This window comes from Streptococcus sp. 3109, from assembly GCF_013276905.1.
Lineage (GTDB): Bacteria > Bacillota > Bacilli > Lactobacillales > Streptococcaceae > Streptococcus.
In genome coordinates, this window is record NZ_VMLY01000017.1 from 1 (window position 1) to 19,571 (window position 19,571).

Consider the following 19,571-nt stretch of genomic DNA (forward strand, 5'->3'; position numbering starts at 1 on the left):
AGAATCCCCTCACACAGCAAACCTAAACTGGACAAGGCAACCGAAATCAAACGGTAGCGATCACCTGGCATAGGAATAGCACAAAAAACAGCTATGAGAAAACCTGCCACGATTTCTGTTATTTTTAATACCTTATAGCGTCTACGATGTTGAACGCTTTTCTTTAAAAAATAAGCTATCTGTACATCCAATCGATCTGTCAGATACATTTCTTCTGGCGTCATGTTCGTAACCCCTTTTATCTATTCATTCTATTCAAAAAACTAGGATAACTGTCTAGTAGGTTTAGCAAATATTAATAATGTTGTCATGTTATTTTGGAAAGGAAGTCTCATGTTTATATCTAGTGGCAAAATATCGCTTCTCCTACTAGCAAAATTCACCTGATTTAATCATTATATCATAATCGGGACAAAAAAACTTACTTACTTACTTACTTACTTACTTACTTACTTACTTACTTACTTACTTACTTACTTACTTACTTACTCATGGTAGCTGATTTTATCAATGATGGCAAGCTCTGTATCTTAAAATGTCAGAATTATTAATTTTTTATTACATGCTTGTTTTTGCCATCATGAGAAGGGAGCGTTTGATTTTTTATAGCATAATAAAGTAGTAACTGAATAAAATTAGTTGAGAAATTCAAACTAATTTTTAACAATATTTTAGAAAACAAGGTCTACTATTCTAGCTTCAGTTTGCTGTATCATTCTTATTATGATTCTATCTCTGTTAAATCAAAGTTAAAATCTCCTATTTAGGTAGAGGAAGCTATCCTCTATCGGACAAAATTCATAAACTCCTCCAAGAACTGAAGACCAGCACTGAAAATCCAGAACAAGTCCAAAAACTCAAGGAAGCCTATGATAAATTCAACGAAGCATTGGGGCAATCAGAAAATGGGCTTGTCAATCAGGAGGTCTTTAATGCTGCACTTGAGGAGTATAAAAAGGTAGCCCAATTAAAGAATGGTGTTGAAAAAGGTAGTAGCGACATTCCTAAATCTAGGAAAGCGAGATCCGTTGATAATTCCTTGAAAATAGGATTCGGTAAGGGTACAACTAGTGTTCCACAATATAGCGAAGAAACTCTACGAACGCTAAGTACAGGTGAAGCCTTTGGAAATAACCTCCGAATAACCGTCAAATCTTTCAGTGGTAAGACCGTTAGGAGTATTACAGTTAATGGTCTGGAAGGCACAGGACTATCAGCGACAGGATTAACTCTTACAAATGGATTGGGATATGTAGATTTGCGAGGAAGAATGCCGGTTGATAGGCATGGTTACACCAGAGTAACGGTTGTTGCGACAGATTCTTCAGGAAATACAAATCAGAATACACTAACTATTGCTAGACCTTTACCTGATGCGAGGATTACGACAACTAATAAGGAGTTAGAAGGTAAAGCCGAGACTAAGCCGATAATTTCGGGAACTATTGGTGTAAAAGCGGAACCTGGTAACACACCAGATGGCGCTGAGTTGATGGCTTATTTAGTACGTGGTGGTTCACCTAATCCTTATAGCTATAACAATGAGGCTCAGGGCTACCATACCATAGCAAAGACACGTGTCACCGTTTCTGGAACTTTTAATTTTGTTCCACCTGAATACCGAGATTCAAAACTTGGCGAAGGAGATGTCAGAGTAGTGGTTGCTTATGTCCATAAAGGGACAGATACTGTCTATTCTGAAGGAATGAAGTCTGGATTCTCGACAAATAGCGTTAGAGCTACAGCACCAATTGATAGGGATGGGGCTAAGCAAGAACTACAGACAAAAGCTAACGAGAAGAAGGCTACGATTAATGGTATCCAACATCTTACGAAAGAGGAGAATGCTGTGAAAGCAGCCATAGAGTCCAAAGAATACGATTCAACACCTCAAATTGACCAAGCCAAGATCAAAATAGTATTGACACGGCTAAGAATAGCGCTGTTTCCGAGATTAATTGTTTAAAAGATGGTCAAGTGGGACGCGAGTTATCTAAGACAACAAATGAATGAGCTAGAAGCTAGACAAAACTCAATTTTATACTCATTTATAGTAAATCGTAACCGCCCAATAACGAAGTATATTGAAAAATCTCCAGACTAGAGAACTCACTGACGGTTCCTAATCTGGAGATTTTTTATTTGCACTTTTCTTGTATAATAGATTGAAATAGGATACGAACACATTAATTTGACTTCCCCAATTGATTCGCCCAATTCCTATTTCATTTTGATGTAACTATTTTTATCGAGACTATAACTCACATACAAAATCTTTAATTTTCGTTTTTAAGAATTTCTTCTAATTTATGATAGTCTTGGACACTATCGATCTCATAGATGCTATTGCCTTCTAATTCTTCAACATAGACATCTAGCTCTTTGATATTATCCTTAACCATATTATCCCAGTAGAGATCAACAAATTCACCACTTGCATAAGCCTTGTCGATAAAGCTGACAATCTTTTCTGCTGTTGGAGCATCCCAGAATGATACACCACTAAGGATACGACCAGCCTTGCTATCAACAGTAATATCTTGAACCTTGTAGTCGTCTCCATAGACCAAGAACCATTCGTTGGTACAATCTTCACGATAAACACTAAAATAAGTAGAACGTGTCAAATCATTGCGGAACATATTTTTAAAGAGATAATTGTCAGCATCAATAACATAACTGTTAGCTAATTCTTCTTTTACAAGATAGAGAGAGTAAAAGTTATTGTAGTCAGCGTATTTATCATTGAAAACGAGGCGAACTCCATATTTCTCTTTTAAATAATCGAATTGTTCTTTAAGGTAACCAACTATGATAATGATGTCATGGATCCCTTTTTCTTTTAGAAACTCAATTTGGTATTCAATCAAGGGTTTTTGATTAACCTGAACCAAGGCTTTAGGGGTATTTTCAGTCATAGGACGCAAGCGAGTTCCCAATCCCGCTGCTAAGATAATGGCTTTCACACGAATCTCCTTTATTCTTTAATAATAATATAAACTCCAGCAATGACGACAAGTGACGTAATAATGGTCAGCATATCTAGCGGTGCACCCAAGAAAACAACTGCAAACAAGACAGTCCAAACTACATAACTCACGTTCAAGCCTGTAGCCTTGGCTGGTTGCAAGCGATTGATAGCGATATAATAAGCCAAGTAGGAAATCATATCAAAGGCTGCAAAGACAATCATGAGACCTAGCAATTGTCCATTGGCCACTGCAGCAAATGACTGATGAGAGAAGAGCACAATCACAAGATAAGATAAGAATGAAGTCACTTGACGAATCAAGAGGGCTTCGATTTCACTCAGTTCACTTTCCATAGCAAAAGAGCTTAGAACACTCTCGCTTCCCCATGCAATAGCACAAATCAAAGCACAGAGAATACCAATGTAGAAGGAATTGACCTGTTCAACCTTATAGGTCTGAGCAATAATCCCTGCAATAATCAAGACAATCCCAAACACAGTATTTTTTGAAATCTTGTGCTTTAAAAAGAAGAAAGCCAATAAAACTGAAATCGCAGGGTAAATAGCCGATACAGATGAAGCTAAGGAACTTCCGATATACTTAACCGCATAAAGATTGGCCTGCATACCGATAGGGCCTGCTAGCAAGGCTCCGATGATCACGCTAACATTGCGAATATTTAAGAAAATTGAGAGACGAACTTTCCCTTCTTTCACTAAAAGAAAAGCTAGTAAGATAAAGATGCTCAAAAAATCATGAGCAGCGGCCACCACAAAGGGCGACAAATCTGTAAAAATCGAAAAGATATAAGCACTAATCGTTAGACCTAAACCCCAGAAAATACCTGAGAGTAGACCAAAAGAAACTCCATTTTTATTTTTCATCTGAACCTCCATAAGAAGCCAAACCTTTAACAGCTCTTTGGTAACGACTCACACCATAGTCGCCAAAATCTGCGCCTTGTTCTTCTTTATAGACTGTCCATAGACTCCAAATAGCATCTTGTAAAATTTTATAAATGGCAATCTTTTCACGAGAGACAGGTGTTTGCTCACTCTCATAGTGAGATAAGAAGGCTTCTTCCTCTTGACGAGTGAATTCAGACTCTAAAAAGAGAGCAGCCAAATCCCACATTGGATCATTCATTGATGAATATTCCCAGTCAATCAGATATAAACGTCCTTGAGGTGATTCGATAAAGTTTTCAGGAACCAAATCGATATGACAAGATTTTCTGTCAACACCTAAGTCAGCCAGTCTTTTCTCTAAGGAAAAGACTTCTTCTCGAACTGCTTCATAGTTAGCATAAGGGATTTTTTCTTCAATTAAGGATTCGTATTTTTTGATTTCTTCAAAAGGAGCAAATTCTCCTCTTAATTCCTTGCCAGAAGCATGAATAGTTTGTAATATTGGAGCAATTTTGTCAAATTTGGTCTTGATTGACGTTGAATCAAGCGTAATCGCAGATTCGATATACTCATTAACTTTGATACCAGCTTCAATATCAAAAAGGTAATTTTTTACATCTAGGTCTAAATCTTTAAGTAGTTCAAGATTATACTTTTCATCTTGACGATTGATCAGTTTTTCTGTCCCTTTACCAAAGAACTTAACGATGTACTGCTTATTTGTTGTTTTGACCAAATAGTTTTGATTGGTCATTCCCCCCAGTTGTTCAACACTGAGGACTTCCTCTTCTTGACTAAGTAGGGAAGAAATTTTCTCTTTAATGATTTTCTCCACAATTAACCTCCAGCACCTATACTTCCCACTTAAACACAGTTTTAAAGGCTGTGTTTAAATCGGTTGCAAAGACACGGTGAATATCTTTAATTTCTCTCACAGGTTCTTCTAGATAAAGGATATTTTTAAGACGATTGGCAAATTTCTTGACTTCCATCATTTGGATTGCATTTTCAAAATCAATGCGACCAGAACGAGAGGAACCAACCAAGAGCAAACCTTTTTCTAAGGCATCGCGTGTATTGAGATTGACTTTATATTCGCTAACTCCCATCATGAGAATCGTTCCCTGAGGACGAATGTAGCGAATCAAGTCATTTATAGCTGGTCCAGTACCATCACCACCACAACACTCAAAAGCATGGTCAAAGGCCAAATCTTCAGGAATATTATCAGTAATATAGCATTCTTTGGCAAATGAGAAAAGCTCCAATTTTTCCCAATGACGACCAATAACCACAATCTCTGCTTCTGGCAAAGTATAGTTGATAATATTGGCAACCACAAATGCTAAACTTCCATCTCCGATAACGGCGATTCGGTCCCGCTTGCTATGAGCAAGGGTCAATAGACGATTCATAGCGTGCATGCCAACACTGACAAACTCTGTAATGGCTGCAACCGTATCTTCGATAGCATCATAAGCCACCACACGGTCTTTAGGGAGAGAAACAAACTCTCTCATAAAGCCATCAAAGCCACTAGACAAGAAATGGGTCCCTGTCATGTAGTTTTCATAGAATTCTTCATCACTCTGCATAGGAGGCTGATTGGGAATCATGACAACTTTTTGCCCAACCTCGTAGGTTCCTGTCGGGTCAGAAATAACGGTTCCACATGACTCGTGAATCATTGCCATTGGAAGCTTTTTGTTCAAAATCTTGGGATCACGTTTCCCTTGGTAGTAACGCTGATCCGCATGACAGACCGCCATGTAGTTGGGACGGATAAGGATATGATTTTCTTGGTCAATAGCCTCTTCCTGATATTTGACATTGATAAACTTAGGCTTAGTTAGTTGATAAATTTGATTAATCATTTTACTAGTCTTTCTCAATCATACTTTTTGCAATCTTCAAATCTGTTACGGTTGTAATCTTCAGATTTGAGTATTCACCCTTGGCCAAGGCTACATCTTTTCCTTTAATGACAAAGATTTTACATGCATCTGTCAAGATTTCCTTCTCTTCAGCAGAGAGAGAACCGTAAAGATCCATGAAGTCCTTGCAACGGAATGTTTGAGGTGTTTGTCCTTGATAAAGGTGAGCACGATTTGGAATATCTGTAATGAATTGACCATTGGTGCTTTCAACGATAGTATCAACCGCTTCTACCACTGTGTCCACTGCGTCATGATTTTGGGCAAGTTGGATATTGTCCTGAATCATGCGAAGTGTAATAAATGGACGAACAGAATCGTGGGTAACAACAATGTCCTCTGGAGTAAGCGGACGATAAGCATCAATGGCTTCAATGATTTTCTCAATACTTGTATTGCGGTCAGCACCACCCTTTGTAATGATGATACGTTCCTTATGAAGAGGAAGATATTTATCTACAAGATCTTCTGCATGAGAAACCCAGTCTCCATGAACCCCAACTACAATTTTTTCAATACTTGGTTCCAAGACAAATTTTTCAATTGTATGAATCAAAATAGGTCGATCACCTAGCTCTAAAAATTGTTTTGGCAAGTTACTGATTCCCATGCGTGTGCCAGTTCCACCAGCAAGAATTCCTGCATAAATCATCTATTTTCTCCTTTGTCTTACTAAAAAAACTTATTCTCTCTATTATACCACAATCTAGTCCTATCATGAAAGAAATACCGACCCTCCCGTTCTAGAATAGGAGGATCATGCAGTTCCATTATTCAAAGAAACTAGTCCATTTCTAATAATGACTAGGAATTCTGTAGTCATTATCAATAAATGGCTGTGAAATTTTAGAGTTCTCCAGAATAATATACTTTCCTTAAAGAAAACTTAAAATAAAAATTTAAAACTTCAAAGTGATTACTTGACTTATACTCAATGAAAATCAAAAAGCAAACTAGGAAGCTAGCCGTAAGCTGTACTTGAGTACGGTAAAGCGACGCTGACGTGGTTTGAAGAGATTTTCGAAGAGTATTACTGCCCTTCATTTCTTATTAGCTGACTTTATGATATAATGAAAAACGAGGTAAATTGAATGAAAAGTATAAAATTAAATGCTCTATCTTATATGGGAATTCGTGTCTTGAATATTATTTTTCCCATTCTAACTGGAACCTATGTCGCGCGTGTCTTGGATCGAACTGACTATGGTTACTTCAATTCAGTTGACACTATTTTGTCATTTTTCTTGCCCTTCGCAACTTATGGAGTCTATAACTACGGTTTACGGGCCATCAGTAATGTTAAGGATAACAAAAAAGATCTGAATAGAACCTTCTCTAGTCTTTTTTATTTGTGCATAGCTTGTACAATTTTGACCACTGCTGTCTATATCCTAGCTTATCCTCTCTTCTTTACTGATAATCCAATCATCAAAAAAGTCTACCTTGTTATGGGGATTCAACTCATTGCCCAGATTTTTTCAATCGAATGGGTCAATGAAGCTCTAGAAAATTACAGTTTTCTCTTTTACAAAACTGCCTTCATCCGTATCCTGATGCTGGTCTCTATTTTCTTATTTGTTAAAAATGAACACGATATTGTTGTCTATACACTTGTGATGAGTTTATCGACACTAATTAACTATCTGATTAGTTATTTTTGGATTAAAAGAGACATTAAGCTTGTTAAAATCCACCTAAGTGATTTTAAACCGCTCTTTCTCCCTTTAACAGCCATGTTGGTCTTTGCCAATGCCAATATGCTCTTCACTTTTTTGGATCGTCTCTTCCTCGTTAAAACAGGGATTGATGTCAACGTTAGTTACTATACCATGGCTCAGCGAATTGTGACCGTTATAGCTGGGGTTGTAACAGGTGCAATTGGAGTGAGTGTGCCTCGTCTCAGTTACTATTTGGGTAAAGGAGACAAAGAAGCCTATGTTTCTCTGGTTAACAGGGGCAGTCGAATCTTTAACTTCTTTATCATCCCACTCAGCTTTGGACTCATGGTTTTAGGACCAAATGCCATCCTACTTTACGGTAGTGAAAAATATATCGGAGGTGGTATCTTAACCTCTCTCTTCGCTTTTCGGACGATTATCCTGGCACTAGATACCATTCTTGGTTCCCAAATTCTCTTTACAAATGGCTATGAAAAACGTATCACAGTTTACACAGTCTTTGCTGGGCTACTCAATTTGGGCTTAAATAGTCTCCTCTTTTTCAACCATATCGTGGCTCCTGAATACTACTTACTGACAACTATGCTATCAGAGGCCTCTCTACTTGTTTTCTATATCATTTTCATCCATAGAAAACAGCTTATTCACTTGGGACATATCTTTAGCTATACTGTTCGATACTCGCTCTTTTCACTTTCCTTTGTAGGAATTTATTTCCTAATTAATTTCTTGTATCCTGTGGATATGATCATTAATTTGCCATTTTTGATTAATACTGGTTTGATTGTCTTGCTATCAGCCATCTCTTATATTGGTCTACTTGCCTTCACCAAAGATAGCATTTTCTATGAATTTTTAAACCATGTCCTAGCCTTAAAAAATAAATTCAAAAGATCATAGGAGTTTAAAATGAAACAACTAACCATTGAAGATGCCAAACAGATTGAATTAGAAATTTTGGATTATATTGATACTCTCTGTAAAAAGCACAATATCAACTATATTATTAACTACGGTACTCTGATTGGGGCAGTTCGACATCAGGGCTTTATCCCTTGGGACGACGATATTGATTTATCTATGCCTCGAGAAGACTATCAACGATTTATTAACATTTTTCAAAAGGAAAAAAGCAAATACAAACTCTTATCCTTAGAGACAGATAAGAATTACTTTAACAACTTTATCAAAATAACCGACAGTACGACTAAAATCATCGATACTCGAAATACAAAAACCTATGAGTCTGGTGTCTTTATCGACATTTTCCCTATGGATCGTTTTGATGATCCTAAGGTCATTGATACTTGTTATAAACTGGAAAGCTTCAAACTTCTGTCTTTCAGTAAACATAAAAATATTGTCTATAAGGATAGCCTTTTAAAAGATTGGATACGAACAGCCTTCTGGTTACTCCTTCGACCGGTTTCTCCTCGTTATTTCGCAAATAAAATCGAGAAAGAAATTCAAAAATATAGTCGTGATAATGGGCAGTATATGGCTTTTATCCCTTCTAAATTTAAGGAAAAGGAAGTCTTCCCAAGTGGTACCTTTGATAAAACAATTGATTTACCCTTTGAAAATTTAAGCCTTCCAGCACCTGAAAAATTTGATACTATTTTGACACAATTTTATGGAGATTATATGACCCTACCACCAGAAGAAAAACGCTTCTACAGTCATGAATTTCACGCTTATAAATTGGAGGATTAGGATGCAGTATTTAGAAAAAAAAGAAATTAAAGAAATTCAACTAGCCCTGCTAGACTATATTGATGAGACTTGTAAGAAACATGATATTCCTTATTTTCTCAGTTATGGAACCATGCTTGGAGCTATCCGCCACAAAGGTATGATTCCATGGGATGATGATATTGATATTTCTCTCTATCGTGAGGATTATGAGCGTTTACTGAAGATTATTGAAGAAGAAAATCACCCTCGCTACAAGGTTCTTTCCTACGACACTTCTTCTTGGTACTTCCATAATTTCGCATCGATTTTGGATACTTCTACTGTTATCGAAGACCATGTTAAGTACAAGCGTCATGACACCAGTCTCTTTATCGATGTCTTCCCAATTGATCGATTTACAGACTTGAGCATTGTCGATAAGAGTTATAAGTATGTAGCCCTTCGTCAACTAGCCTATATCAAAAAATCACGCGCAGTTCACGGTGATAGCAAATTAAAAGATTTTCTAAGATTATGTAGCTGGTACGCCCTCCGATTTGTCAATCCTCGTTACTTCTACAAGAAAATTGATCAGCTAGTCAAAAATGCTGAAACCAACACTCCTCAATATGAGGGAGGAGTTGGTATTGGTAAAGAAGGAATGAAAGAAATCTTCCCAGTTGATACCTTTAAAGAACTGATTTTAACTGAGTTTGAGGGCCGTATGTTACCAGTTCCAAAAAAATATGACCAATTTTTAACCCAGATGTATGGGGATTATATGACACCACCATCAAAAGAAATGCAAGAGTGGTATAGTCATAGCATTAAAGCTTATCGCAAAAGCTGATTAATCAGTAGTTTACAAGAAAAAATATAACAAAAAAGAGAAGATCGTTACACCTTCTCTTTTTTCTATTTAAATCGCTTCTGTGACAAAACTACGGCTTTCAAGTACCTTAAGCATGGCATTAGCTGTATCTAGGGCTGTGAAGAGGGGCACTCCGTGTTCAATGGCTGAACGACGGATTTGCTCACCATCTTCGTCAGCAGTTCGTTTGGTTCCAACTGTATTAATGATAGCTTGGATTCTTCCTTTACGAACAAAGCTTGGAATATCCTTATCGTCATCACCAATCTTACCAACAGGTTGGGATTGCAATCCATGACTGGCAAAGAAGGCTGCTGTCCCTTCTGTCGCAAGGATTCCATAGCCAATATTTTGGAAACGACGAGCCAAGTCCAAGGCTTCTTCTTTGGCATCATCAGCGATGGTAAATACAACGTTACCAAAAGTTGGCAAGTGTAAGTAAGAAGCTTCAAAAGCCTTATAGAGAGCTTTTTCTAAAGTCGTATCAGAACCCATAACTTCTCCTGTTGACTTCATTTCAGGACCAAGCAAGCTGTCTACCTTCGCTAGTTTGGTAAAGGAGAAGACAGGTGCCTTGATATGAACGCGGGTACTTTCAGGGTAAAGTCCATCTTGGTAGCCAAGTTCTTCAAGTTTTTGACCAAGAATGAGCTTGGTTGCTACTTGAGCCATAGGGATATTGGTTACCTTAGAAAGGAATGGCACCGTACGGCTAGCACGTGGATTGACCTCAATAACATAGACTTTTTCATCCTTGATGACAAACTGGATGTTCATCATTCCAAGGCAGTTAAGACCGATTGCTAGGCGTTTAGTATAGTCTGCGATTGTTTCTTGCACCTTTTGCGACAAGGTTTGTGGTGGGTAAACGGCCATTGAGTCACCTGAGTGGACACCAGCACGTTCAATATGCTCCATGATACCTGGGATGAGGACATTTTGTCCGTCTGAAATGGCATCGACTTCACACTCTTGTCCGACGATATAAGAGTCAACAAGAACAGGGTGGTCTGGACTTGCCTTAACCGCAGTACGCATATAAGAACGAAGGTCTTCTTCGTTTTCAACGATTTCCATGGCACGTCCACCAAGTACATAAGATGGGCGGACAAGAACTGGGAAGCCAATCTTGCGAGCTGCAAGAACTGCTTCTTCTTCATTGGTAGCCGTTTGTCCTGGTGGCTGTGGAATATCCAAATCTTTAAGTGCTTGCTCAAAGAGGTCACGGTCTTCAGCCCGATCCAAGTCAGCAACCTGTGTACCAAGTATGATCACACCTGCTTTTGCCAATGGCTCCGCAAGGTTGATGGCTGTTTGACCACCAAACTGAACGATTACCCCTTTTGGTTGCTCTAAGTCGATAACATTCATAACGTCTTCGAAAGTCAATGGCTCAAAGTAGAGCTTGTCAGACACAGAGAAGTCTGTAGAAACGGTCTCTGGGTTTGAATTCATGATAATGGCTTCATAGCCAGCCGCCTGAATAGCCTTAACTGAATGAACAGTTGCGTAGTCAAACTCGACCCCTTGACCGATACGGATTGGACCAGAACCTAGAACTAGAACGGATTCCTTATCAGACTTGATAGACTCGTTTTCCCAACCATAGGTTGAATAGAAGTATGGTGTTTCAGAATCAAATTCTGCCGCACAAGTATCTACCATCTTGTAGACTGGGACAATCTTGTTTTCCAAGCGAAGTTGGCGAACTTGGTCAGCTGTAGTATTCCAGAGTTCAGCAATCTTACGGTCTGAAAATCCATTGAGTTTGGCAGTTTTCAAAACTTCTAAATCTTGTGGATGGGCACCTAATTCTTGCTCAATTTCAAAGATATGCAAGAGTTTATCCAGATAGAAGATATCAATCTTAGTCAATTCAGCAATTTCCTCTGGTGTGTAACCACGGCGAATGGCTTCTGACACATAGAAGAGACGGTCATCTTGGGCTTTAACAACTTTTTCAATCAAGGCATCATCAGAAACTGCTGCAAGTTCAGGCATTTCATTATGGTGAACACCAATTTCAAGGGAACGACAGGCCTTAAGGAGAGATTCTTCGATGTTACGACCAATTGCCATGACTTCTCCAGTCGCCTTCATCTGAGTACCAAGACGGCGCTCACCCTTTTCAAACTTGTCAAATGGGAAACGTGGAATCTTGGCAACAACGTAGTCAAGGGCTGGCTCAAACATGGCATAGGTTGAACCCGTGACTGGGTTAATAACCTCATCCAAGGTCAAACCGACGGCAATCTTAGCAGCCAATTTGGCAATTGGGTAACCTGTCGCCTTAGAAGCAAGGGCTGACGAACGCGATACACGAGGGTTTACTTCGATGACATAGTACTTGAAGCTGTGGGGATCAAGGGCTAGCTGAACGTTACATCCCCCTTCAATCTTGAGGGCACGAATGATGCTCAAGCTCGCGTCACGTAGCATTTGGTTTTCATAGTCTGACATGGTTTGTGCAGGAGCAAATACGATGGAATCCCCTGTGTGAATCCCAACTGGGTCAAAGTTTTCCATGTTACAAACAACCAAAGCATTGTCAGCTGAGTCACGCATGACTTCGTATTCGATTTCCTTGAAGCCAGCAATCGAACGCTCAATCAAACATTGGGTGACAGGTGACAATTTCAACCCATTTTCAGCGATTTCACGCAATTCTTCCTCGTTGGCACACATACCACCACCAGTACCACCAAGGGTAAAGGCTGGACGAACGATAACTGGGTAACCAATTGTCGCTGCAAAGGCAACTGCTTCTTCGACTGTGTTGACAATTTCAGATTCTGGAATTGGTTGGTTGAGCTCTTCCATCAATTGTTTAAAGAGGTCACGATCCTCCGCTTGGTCAATAGCAGATAATTTAGTTCCCAGAAGCTCAACACCAAGCTCATCAAGGATACCATTTTTAGACAATTCCATGGCCATATTAAGACCAGTTTGCCCACCGAGTGTTGGTAGCAAGGCATCTGGACGTTCCTTACGAAGAATACGAGTCACAAACTCAAGTGTAATCGGTTCAATATAAACCTTGTCCGCAATCTCCTTGTCCGTCATGATGGTTGCAGGGTTTGAATTAACCAAAACCACCTCATAACCTTCCTCTTTCAAAGACAAGCAAGCCTGGGTCCCAGCGTAGTCAAACTCAGCAGCTTGACCAATAATAATCGGACCAGAACCAATCACCATAATTTTTTGAATATCAGTACGTTTAGGCATAGTTTATGATACAAAGCCCGTAAAGAACACAGTGAAAATAGGAAACTCGGTGCAGACGCCTTCAGCGTCAAGACGATGTTTATCTTTTTCACACAGTTCTTAGGGCGTGTTCACTTCCGCGAACAATGTATCTTCTCCTTTCTATTCGTCGCCTCACAGGGCGACATTAAATAAATTCTCCGACGAGCTTTTACTCGTTCTTAGTTTGATTGTTTAAAAGCTTCCATCATCTCGATAAACTCATCAAATAGGTAGCTTGCGTCGTGTGGACCAGGGGCTGCATCTGGATGGTATTGAACAGAGAAAGCAGGTTGGTATCTGTGACGCACACCTTCAACTGACTTGTCATTGATTTCTTCATGGGTAATGATTAAATGATCTGGCAAATCCTCACGGCTGACTGCATAACCATGGTTTTGGCTGGTAAAATCTACGCGTCCTGTAGCAATTTCGCGTACCGCATGGTTGAATCCACGGTGACCAAACTTCATCTTGTAAGTCTTAGCCCCGTTTGCCATGGCAAAGAGTTGGTGCCCCATACAAATACCGAAAATTGGAATTTTCCCTTGCACACCGCGAATCATATCCAGTGCTTGGGGAACATCTTCTGGATTTCCCGGTCCATTTGACAACATCACTCCGTCAGGATTAAGATGGAGAATTTCTTCAGCCGTTGTCGTGTATGGAACCACGGTCACGTTACAGTTGCGTTTAGAAAGTTCACGTAGGATTGAGTGCTTGAGACCAAAGTCCACTAGAACCACGCTCAAACCAACTCCTGGAGCTGGATAGGAAGTTTTAGTAGAAACCTGTTTGATATTATCTGTCGGCAAGACTGTTGCTTGGAGCTGGTCCGTCACATGATCCATGCTATCCCCAACATGGGTCAAGGTTGCACGCATGGTACCATGCTTACGGATAATCTTGGTAAGGGCACGCGTATCAATTCCTGAAATACCTGGAATTTTCTTGGCTTTCAAAAATTCATCCAAGGTCATTTGGTTGCGCCAGTTGCTTGCTCTACGCGCTTCTTCAAAAACAACGACTCCCTTACAAGTTGGAATAATGGATTCGTAGTCATCACGGTTGATTCCATAATTTCCTACCAAAGGATAAGTAAAGGTCAAGATTTGTCCATTATAAGACTGGTCTGTAATGGATTCTTGGTAGCCGGTCATCCCTGTATTAAAGACGATTTCGCCTGTTACATCAATATCTGCTCCGAAGGCCTTGCCTTCAAAAACTGTGCCATCTTCTAATACTAGAAGTCTTTTTGTCATATTCTCACCTCTCGTGGACGCTCACTGGCGTCTTTTAACGTCTTGTGTTTTAGTTGGCGTTTCTACTCGCCAGTACGGATTCTAAGATTGCCATTCGAACAAAGACACCATTGGTCATTTGTTGGACAATCCGTGATTTTGGTGCTTCAACCAAATGGTCTGCAATTTCTACATCACGGTTGACTGGAGCTGGGTGCATGAGGATTGCTGTTTCTTTCAAACGATCGTAACGTTCTTGAGTCAAGCCATGTTGGGTATGGTAGTCTTCTTTTGAAAAGACAGCTCCACTATCATGACGTTCATGTTGCACACGAAGAAACATCATGACATCCACCTGATCAATGATTTCATCAATGGTTACAAACTGTCCATAGTCTGCAAACTCTTGACTTCTCCATTCCTCAGGTCCAGCGAAAAAGAGTTCAGCTCCCAAGCGTTTCAAAATCTGCATATTAGATTTGGCAACGCGCGAGTGGTCCAAGTCACCTGCAATCGCAACCTTGAGACCCTCAAAGTGACTAAATTCCTCATAAATAGTCATCAAATCAAGCAAGCTCTGGCTAGGGTGTTGGCCCGAACCATCTCCACCATTGATGATGGAAGTCGTAATCGTAGGACTAGCAATCAACTCTCTGTAGTAGTCAACCTCTGGGTGGCGAATCACACAGACATCCACTCCTAAAGCAGACAAAGTCAAAATGGTATCATAAAGTGTCTCACCCTTATTAACCGAACTAGTCTTCACATCAAAGTCAAGTCGTTCCAGCCCCAGTTTAATCTCTGCCACTTCAAAGGACTTATGCGTCCGTGTAGAATCCTCAAAGAAAAGATTGGAAACAATCGGATGGTCTTCATAAGGAAGCTGGGCTCCATTTTTAAACTCAATTCCTCGCTTGATCAATTTCATCACTTGATCGACAGTGAGGTCTTCCATGGACACCACATGGTTCAATGCTTGTTGATTTTCTGACATGGCTACTCCTTTAGCTTTCTAAGCTTCTTCAGTAATCAGAACTCTGTCTTGGCCATCAAGTTCTGCCATCTCTACGATGATTTCTTCAGAACGACTAGTTGGGATATTTTTTCCAACGTAATCTGGACGGATTGGCAATTCTCTATGTCCACGATCGACTAGAACTGCTAAACTCACGCGCGCAGGACGACCATGACCTACAATATTATCAATAGCAGCGCGGATGGTACGGCCTGTATAAAGCACATCATCCACCAAGATAACTTCACGGTCTGTCACATCTACAGAAACCAAAGAAGTATCTTCTCCACTTTTAACATCATCACGGAAAGGTTTAGTATCTAATTCCACAACAGGAACTGAAAGATTTTCTAGCTGCTCCAAACGTTCTTGGATTCGGTAGGCGATAAAGACACCGCGAGTTTTAATACCAGCCAAGACGATTTTATTCAAATCTTTGTTGCGTTCGATAATCTCATAAGTAATACGCGTAATCGCTCGTTTGACGGTCAATTCGTCTACAACTTCTTTTGTCTTCATGACAAACCTCCAAAAAGAAAAGTCTCCTTAAACAAGGAGACTTGAAATGTATAGCTAAGTAAGCCCTACTACAAACAGTATAGACTTCACCCTTCTACTTTATCACGCTCCTTGCCTGCCTCACGGGACAGGTTTAAAGGAATATTTAATTATCAATTACTATAGCACAAAGCGAGCCTAAAATCAAGCAAAAACTTTTGAAACCCCATCTTATAAATTGCTAAAATCATATAACTGTGGGTACTGGTCACACTCTGGATTTTTAGGATGGCAAATGGCTCTTCCAAAATAAATCATGGCCTGATGAGCTGCTAACCACTGCTCAGGCGGCAAGATATCCATGACCCGCTTTTCCACCTCAAGTGGTGTCGCTGATTTTTTGACGATATCGTGGTGTTTGCAAATACGCTCTACATGAGTATCCACTGCAAAAGCTGGAATCCCAAATCCTACACTCATAACAACATTGGCTGTCTTGCGACCAACACCTGCCAAACTCTCTAATTCCTCACGTGTTTGAGGAACTTGGCCATAAAAATCGTCTAGTAACTGTTGGGCACATTTTTTAAGGAATTTAGCCTTATTCCGATACAGTCCCAGGCGAGAAATATGTGAAGCAATCTCACCCTCTGTCGCCACAGACATGGCTTGTGGCGTTGGAAAGGCAGCAAAGAGACCTGGTGTGGCCTTATTTACCGCTGCATCTGTTGTCTGAGCTGACAACATGACCGCAACTAGTAGTTCAAAATGATTGGTAAAATCAAGACTGGGCTTGGCATCTGGAAAAAGAGCAATAATTTCTTCTAGCACCTTTCGTGCGCGTTTTTTTGACAAGACCATTATTCGTCTCCATCAAATAGTCCTTGTAAGCCAGCAAAAGGACTGTTTTCTTCTTTCTTAACCGCTTGTTGGGCTTGGTATTCTTCTTCTGTCATGATTTGCCAGTCATTTCCTGACACAAAACCTTGACCAGCTTCTTCTTCAGCCGTCAAGACCTTGATAGGAATGTTTAGTAGGATATTGTCTGACACGCTCTCAGCAAGGTCAAGTTCTCCATTTTCGATAGGCAAGACCAAATCATCGTCTAAAACTTCTTGATCTAGCTGGTTAGTTGCGCCTTCCATGAAAACTTCTGTGACTGGATAAGATTCAGCCAACTCAACTGGCTCCATACTACGACTTGAAGCAAGGACAATGGTATAAGACAACTGATAATCTAAGAAATACATACGGTCTTCATATTGGACTTTCCCAACTGCAAGGATATCTTTTACATCTAAAATTTCTTGATTACGTGCACGTAGGTCAGCAACTAAATCTAACGCTTGTTCAAAATGCAAGCCTTCAGACTGCTTACGAATTTCTTGAATATTTAATTTCATACTTCCTCCATAAAGATTTACTCTCTTGATTATACCATGAAAAGGCTACAAATCAGCACAGCAAACTTTGTAATTAACATTCGAGTTTTTAACATGTTTACTATGTCATTTTTTTAGTTCTATACTATAGGCAAGAATACATCAGAGCAAGGAAGATACTCACATGGAAGACAAAGAACTCATTACTAATGCCTACCACACGGATTTTAGAGCATAGAATTTCCAGTTTTCTGTTGACAAAATTTCCTTAAAGGTATAGTATAAAGATACTAATACTCGGAGGTAAGGGAGACATGAACAACTAAGTCTATCAAATAAAGAACCTTTATTTAGTAGATCTTGTTTTTGTCTCTTTTTGTGTGCTCTTTTATGCTCTTTTTTCTGGCATTTTCATAGAGTTTTTTTGACATAGACTTTGGGCTCTACTAGGTAAAGTAGAGCTTTTTGTTATGCACTATGGACATTCTAGAAAGGGCAATCATATGATAAAAATCAATCACCTGACCATCACACAAAACAAAGATTTACGAGACCTTGTCTCTGATCTAAGCATGACCATCCAGGATGGGGAAAAGGTAGCTATTATTGGAGAGGAAGGAAATGGCAAATCAACCTTACTTAAAACTTTAATGGGGGAAGCTTTGCCTGATTTCACTATCAGGGGAGACATCCAGTCTGACCATCAATCACTAGCCTACATTCCTCAAAAACTCCCCGAGGAGCTGAAAAAGAAAACTCTACACGACTACTTCTTTTTAGATTCTATTGATTTAGACTACAGTATCCTCTATCGTTTGGCTGAGGAATTGCATTTTGATAGCAATCGTTTCGCAAGCGACCAAGAGATTGGCAGTCTATCAGGGGGTGAAGCTTTGAAAATTCAGCTCATCCATGAGTTAGCCAAACCCTTTGAGATTCTATTTTTAGATGAACCTTCAAATGACCTAGACCTTGAGACGGTTGATTGGCTAAAAAGTCAGATTCAAAAGATTCGGCAAACTGCTATTTTCATCTCCCATGATGAGGACTTTCTTTCTGAAACGGCAGACACTATTGTTCACTTGCGACTGGTCAAACACCGTAAAGAAGCAGAAACGCTAGTAGAGCATTTAGACTATGATCGCTATAGTGAGCAGAGAAAGGCTAATTTTGCCAGACAAAGCCAGCAAGCTGCTAACGACCAAAGAACCTACGATAAAACTATGGAAAAACATCGACGAGTCAAGCAAAATGTAGAAACTGCGCTTCGAGCTACTAAAGACAGTACTGCAGGTCGCCTATTGGCTAAAAAGATGAAAAATGTTCTCTCTCAAGAAAAACGCTTTGAAAAGACAGCTCAGTCCATGACCCAAAAACCACTTGAAGAGGAAGAAATTAGACTTTTTTTCTCAGATATACAGCCATTACCGGCATCTAAAGTCTTAATCCAACTGGAAAAAGAAAATTTGTCCATTGACGACCGTGTTTTGGCTCAGGAACTACAACTAACTGTCCATGGCCAAGAAAAAATTGGTATCATCGGCCCAAATGGTATTGGAAAATCAACTCTGTTAGCCAAGTTACAGCAACTTCTTAATGATAAAAGAGAGATTTCGCTTGGTTATATGCCACAAGATTACCATAAAAAACTGCAATTGAATTTATCACCAATAGCTTACCTCAGCAAAACTGGAGAAAAAGAGGAACTACAAAAAATCCAATCTCACTTAGCAAGTCTCAATTTCAGTTATCCAGAAATGCAACATCAAATTCGCTCCTTATCTGGCGGACAACAGGGAAAACTCCTGCTTTTGGATTTAGTGCTACGAAAACCAAACTTTCTCCTTCTGGATGAGCCCACACGAAACTTTTCTCCCACTTCTCAACCCCAAATCAGAAAACTCTTTGCAACCTATCCAGGTGGTCTCATAACTGTTTCACATGACCGTCGTTTCTTAAAAGAGGTCTGTTCAATCATCTATCGCTTAACAGAACACGGTTTGGAGATAGTTAATTTAGAAGATTTATAAATTTTCAACATAGCAGATAGGTGGGGCAAAAACACAATTTTAGGAGAAAAAGAAGTAAATCTTCCCATAATAAAACGCATAATATCAAGTTTTCACACCTGATATTATGCGTTTTTCAGACTTT

Annotated in this window: 17 protein-coding genes; 5 read left to right on the top strand and 12 right to left on the bottom strand. The window is 39.5% G+C overall.

Annotation, left to right across the window (positions count from 1 at the left end; all coding sequences use genetic code 11):
* Positions 1–224: DUF4231 domain-containing protein (locus HT698_RS08240; RefSeq protein ID WP_173264399.1), on the bottom strand; the 224-nt coding region annotated here is incomplete at its 3' end.
* A 665-nt stretch (positions 225–889) separates the two neighbouring features.
* Between HT698_RS08240 and HT698_RS08245 the strand changes: the two genes are divergently transcribed.
* A complete protein-coding gene (locus HT698_RS08245) occupies positions 890–1,966 on the top strand; it encodes a DUF1542 domain-containing protein (protein ID WP_173219031.1) in 1,077 nt (358 codons plus the stop codon).
* Between the two features lie 310 nt (positions 1,967–2,276).
* Here HT698_RS08245 and HT698_RS08250 read toward each other — a convergent pair whose 3' ends face one another.
* From HT698_RS08250 to HT698_RS08270, 5 genes are read right to left on the bottom strand one after another with little or no spacing between them, the layout of a single operon-like run.
* Entirely contained in the window at positions 2,277–2,966 is a 690-nt protein-coding gene (locus HT698_RS08250) for a sugar phosphate nucleotidyltransferase (RefSeq protein WP_000643959.1), read from the bottom strand.
* A gap of 11 nt (positions 2,967–2,977) precedes the next feature.
* Complete coding sequence (locus HT698_RS08255) at positions 2,978–3,856, bottom strand: DMT family transporter (RefSeq protein ID WP_166736711.1); 879 nt, start codon at positions 3,854–3,856, stop codon at positions 2,978–2,980.
* Positions 3,846–4,715 carry a choline kinase LicA gene (licA, locus tag HT698_RS08260; RefSeq protein WP_173219034.1) on the bottom strand — a complete coding sequence of 290 codons (870 nt, stop codon included), beginning with the start codon at positions 4,713–4,715 and terminating at the stop codon, positions 3,846–3,848. The genes HT698_RS08255 and licA overlap by 11 nt, the downstream gene beginning before the upstream one ends.
* A gap of 16 nt (positions 4,716–4,731) precedes the next feature.
* Positions 4,732–5,754, bottom strand: coding sequence for a ribitol-5-phosphate dehydrogenase (locus HT698_RS08265; protein ID WP_000609877.1), 1,023 nt, complete (start codon positions 5,752–5,754; stop codon positions 4,732–4,734).
* A gap of 4 nt (positions 5,755–5,758) precedes the next feature.
* Positions 5,759–6,466 (bottom strand): 2-C-methyl-D-erythritol 4-phosphate cytidylyltransferase, encoded by a 708-nt coding sequence (locus tag HT698_RS08270; protein WP_000638495.1) that lies wholly within the window; start codon positions 6,464–6,466, stop codon positions 5,759–5,761.
* A 439-nt stretch (positions 6,467–6,905) separates the two neighbouring features.
* Here HT698_RS08270 and tacF point away from each other — a divergent pair, with 439 nt between their 5' ends.
* From tacF to HT698_RS08285, 3 genes are read left to right on the top strand one after another with little or no spacing between them, the layout of a single operon-like run.
* Positions 6,906–8,393, top strand: a complete 1,488-nt coding sequence (tacF, locus tag HT698_RS08275) for a type IV teichoic acid flippase TacF (RefSeq protein ID WP_173219037.1) — start codon at positions 6,906–6,908, stop codon at positions 8,391–8,393.
* Between the two features lie 9 nt (positions 8,394–8,402).
* Positions 8,403–9,206, top strand: coding sequence for a phosphorylcholine transferase LicD (locus HT698_RS08280; RefSeq protein ID WP_173219040.1), 804 nt, complete (start codon positions 8,403–8,405; stop codon positions 9,204–9,206).
* A gap of 1 nt (position 9,207) precedes the next feature.
* Positions 9,208–10,017: a phosphorylcholine transferase LicD gene (locus HT698_RS08285; RefSeq protein ID WP_173219043.1), complete on the top strand. Its 810-nt coding sequence runs from the start codon at positions 9,208–9,210 to the stop codon at positions 10,015–10,017.
* A gap of 69 nt (positions 10,018–10,086) precedes the next feature.
* Here HT698_RS08285 and carB read toward each other — a convergent pair whose 3' ends face one another.
* From carB to HT698_RS08315, 6 genes are all read right to left on the bottom strand, one after another.
* Complete coding sequence (gene carB, locus HT698_RS08290) at positions 10,087–13,263, bottom strand: carbamoyl-phosphate synthase large subunit (RefSeq protein WP_173219046.1); 3,177 nt, start codon at positions 13,261–13,263, stop codon at positions 10,087–10,089.
* Between the two features lie 200 nt (positions 13,264–13,463).
* Positions 13,464–14,543, bottom strand: a complete 1,080-nt coding sequence (locus HT698_RS08295; RefSeq protein WP_173219049.1) for a carbamoyl phosphate synthase small subunit — start codon at positions 14,541–14,543, stop codon at positions 13,464–13,466.
* A 49-nt stretch (positions 14,544–14,592) separates the two neighbouring features.
* Positions 14,593–15,516, bottom strand: a complete 924-nt coding sequence (locus tag HT698_RS08300; RefSeq protein WP_088791029.1) for an aspartate carbamoyltransferase catalytic subunit — start codon at positions 15,514–15,516, stop codon at positions 14,593–14,595.
* Positions 15,517–15,534: 18 nt separating this feature from the next.
* On the bottom strand, positions 15,535–16,056 hold the full coding sequence (gene pyrR / locus HT698_RS08305) for a bifunctional pyr operon transcriptional regulator/uracil phosphoribosyltransferase PyrR (protein WP_088791028.1): 522 nt from the start codon (positions 16,054–16,056) through the stop codon (positions 15,535–15,537).
* Between the two features lie 210 nt (positions 16,057–16,266).
* Positions 16,267–16,896: an endonuclease III gene (nth, locus tag HT698_RS08310; RefSeq protein WP_088791027.1), complete on the bottom strand. Its 630-nt coding sequence runs from the start codon at positions 16,894–16,896 to the stop codon at positions 16,267–16,269.
* Positions 16,896–17,438 carry a DUF177 domain-containing protein gene (locus HT698_RS08315; protein WP_088791026.1) on the bottom strand — a complete coding sequence of 181 codons (543 nt, stop codon included), beginning with the start codon at positions 17,436–17,438 and terminating at the stop codon, positions 16,896–16,898. Before HT698_RS08315 ends, nth begins: the two co-directional genes overlap by 1 nt.
* Positions 17,439–17,887: 449 nt before the next feature.
* Here HT698_RS08315 and HT698_RS08320 point away from each other — a divergent pair, with 449 nt between their 5' ends.
* Complete coding sequence (locus tag HT698_RS08320) at positions 17,888–19,447, top strand: ATP-binding cassette domain-containing protein (RefSeq protein ID WP_173219052.1); 1,560 nt, start codon at positions 17,888–17,890, stop codon at positions 19,445–19,447.
* Positions 19,448–19,571: the final 124 nt, after the last annotated feature.

Coding starts and splice junctions, on each gene's coding strand:
- HT698_RS08320 (WP_173219052.1), top strand. CDS start 17,888: ATGCACTATGGACATTCTAGAAAGGGCAATCATATGATAAAAATCAAT.
- pyrR (WP_088791028.1), bottom strand. CDS start 16,056: ATGAAGACAAAAGAAGTTGTAGACGAATTGACCGTCAAACGAGCGATT.
- HT698_RS08295 (WP_173219049.1), bottom strand. CDS start 14,543: ATGACAAAAAGACTTCTAGTATTAGAAGATGGCACAGTTTTTGAAGGC.
- tacF (WP_173219037.1), top strand. CDS start 6,906: ATGAAAAGTATAAAATTAAATGCTCTATCTTATATGGGAATTCGTGTC.
- HT698_RS08280 (WP_173219040.1), top strand. CDS start 8,403: ATGAAACAACTAACCATTGAAGATGCCAAACAGATTGAATTAGAAATT.
- carB (WP_173219046.1), bottom strand. CDS start 13,263: ATGCCTAAACGTACTGATATTCAAAAAATTATGGTGATTGGTTCTGGT.
- nth (WP_088791027.1), bottom strand. CDS start 16,896: ATGGTCTTGTCAAAAAAACGCGCACGAAAGGTGCTAGAAGAAATTATT.
- HT698_RS08255 (WP_166736711.1), bottom strand. CDS start 3,856: ATGAAAAATAAAAATGGAGTTTCTTTTGGTCTACTCTCAGGTATTTTC.
- HT698_RS08285 (WP_173219043.1), top strand. CDS start 9,208: ATGCAGTATTTAGAAAAAAAAGAAATTAAAGAAATTCAACTAGCCCTG.
- HT698_RS08265 (WP_000609877.1), bottom strand. CDS start 5,754: ATGATTAATCAAATTTATCAACTAACTAAGCCTAAGTTTATCAATGTC.
- HT698_RS08300 (WP_088791029.1), bottom strand. CDS start 15,516: ATGTCAGAAAATCAACAAGCATTGAACCATGTGGTGTCCATGGAAGAC.
- HT698_RS08270 (WP_000638495.1), bottom strand. CDS start 6,466: ATGATTTATGCAGGAATTCTTGCTGGTGGAACTGGCACACGCATGGGA.
- HT698_RS08315 (WP_088791026.1), bottom strand. CDS start 17,438: ATGAAATTAAATATTCAAGAAATTCGTAAGCAGTCTGAAGGCTTGCAT.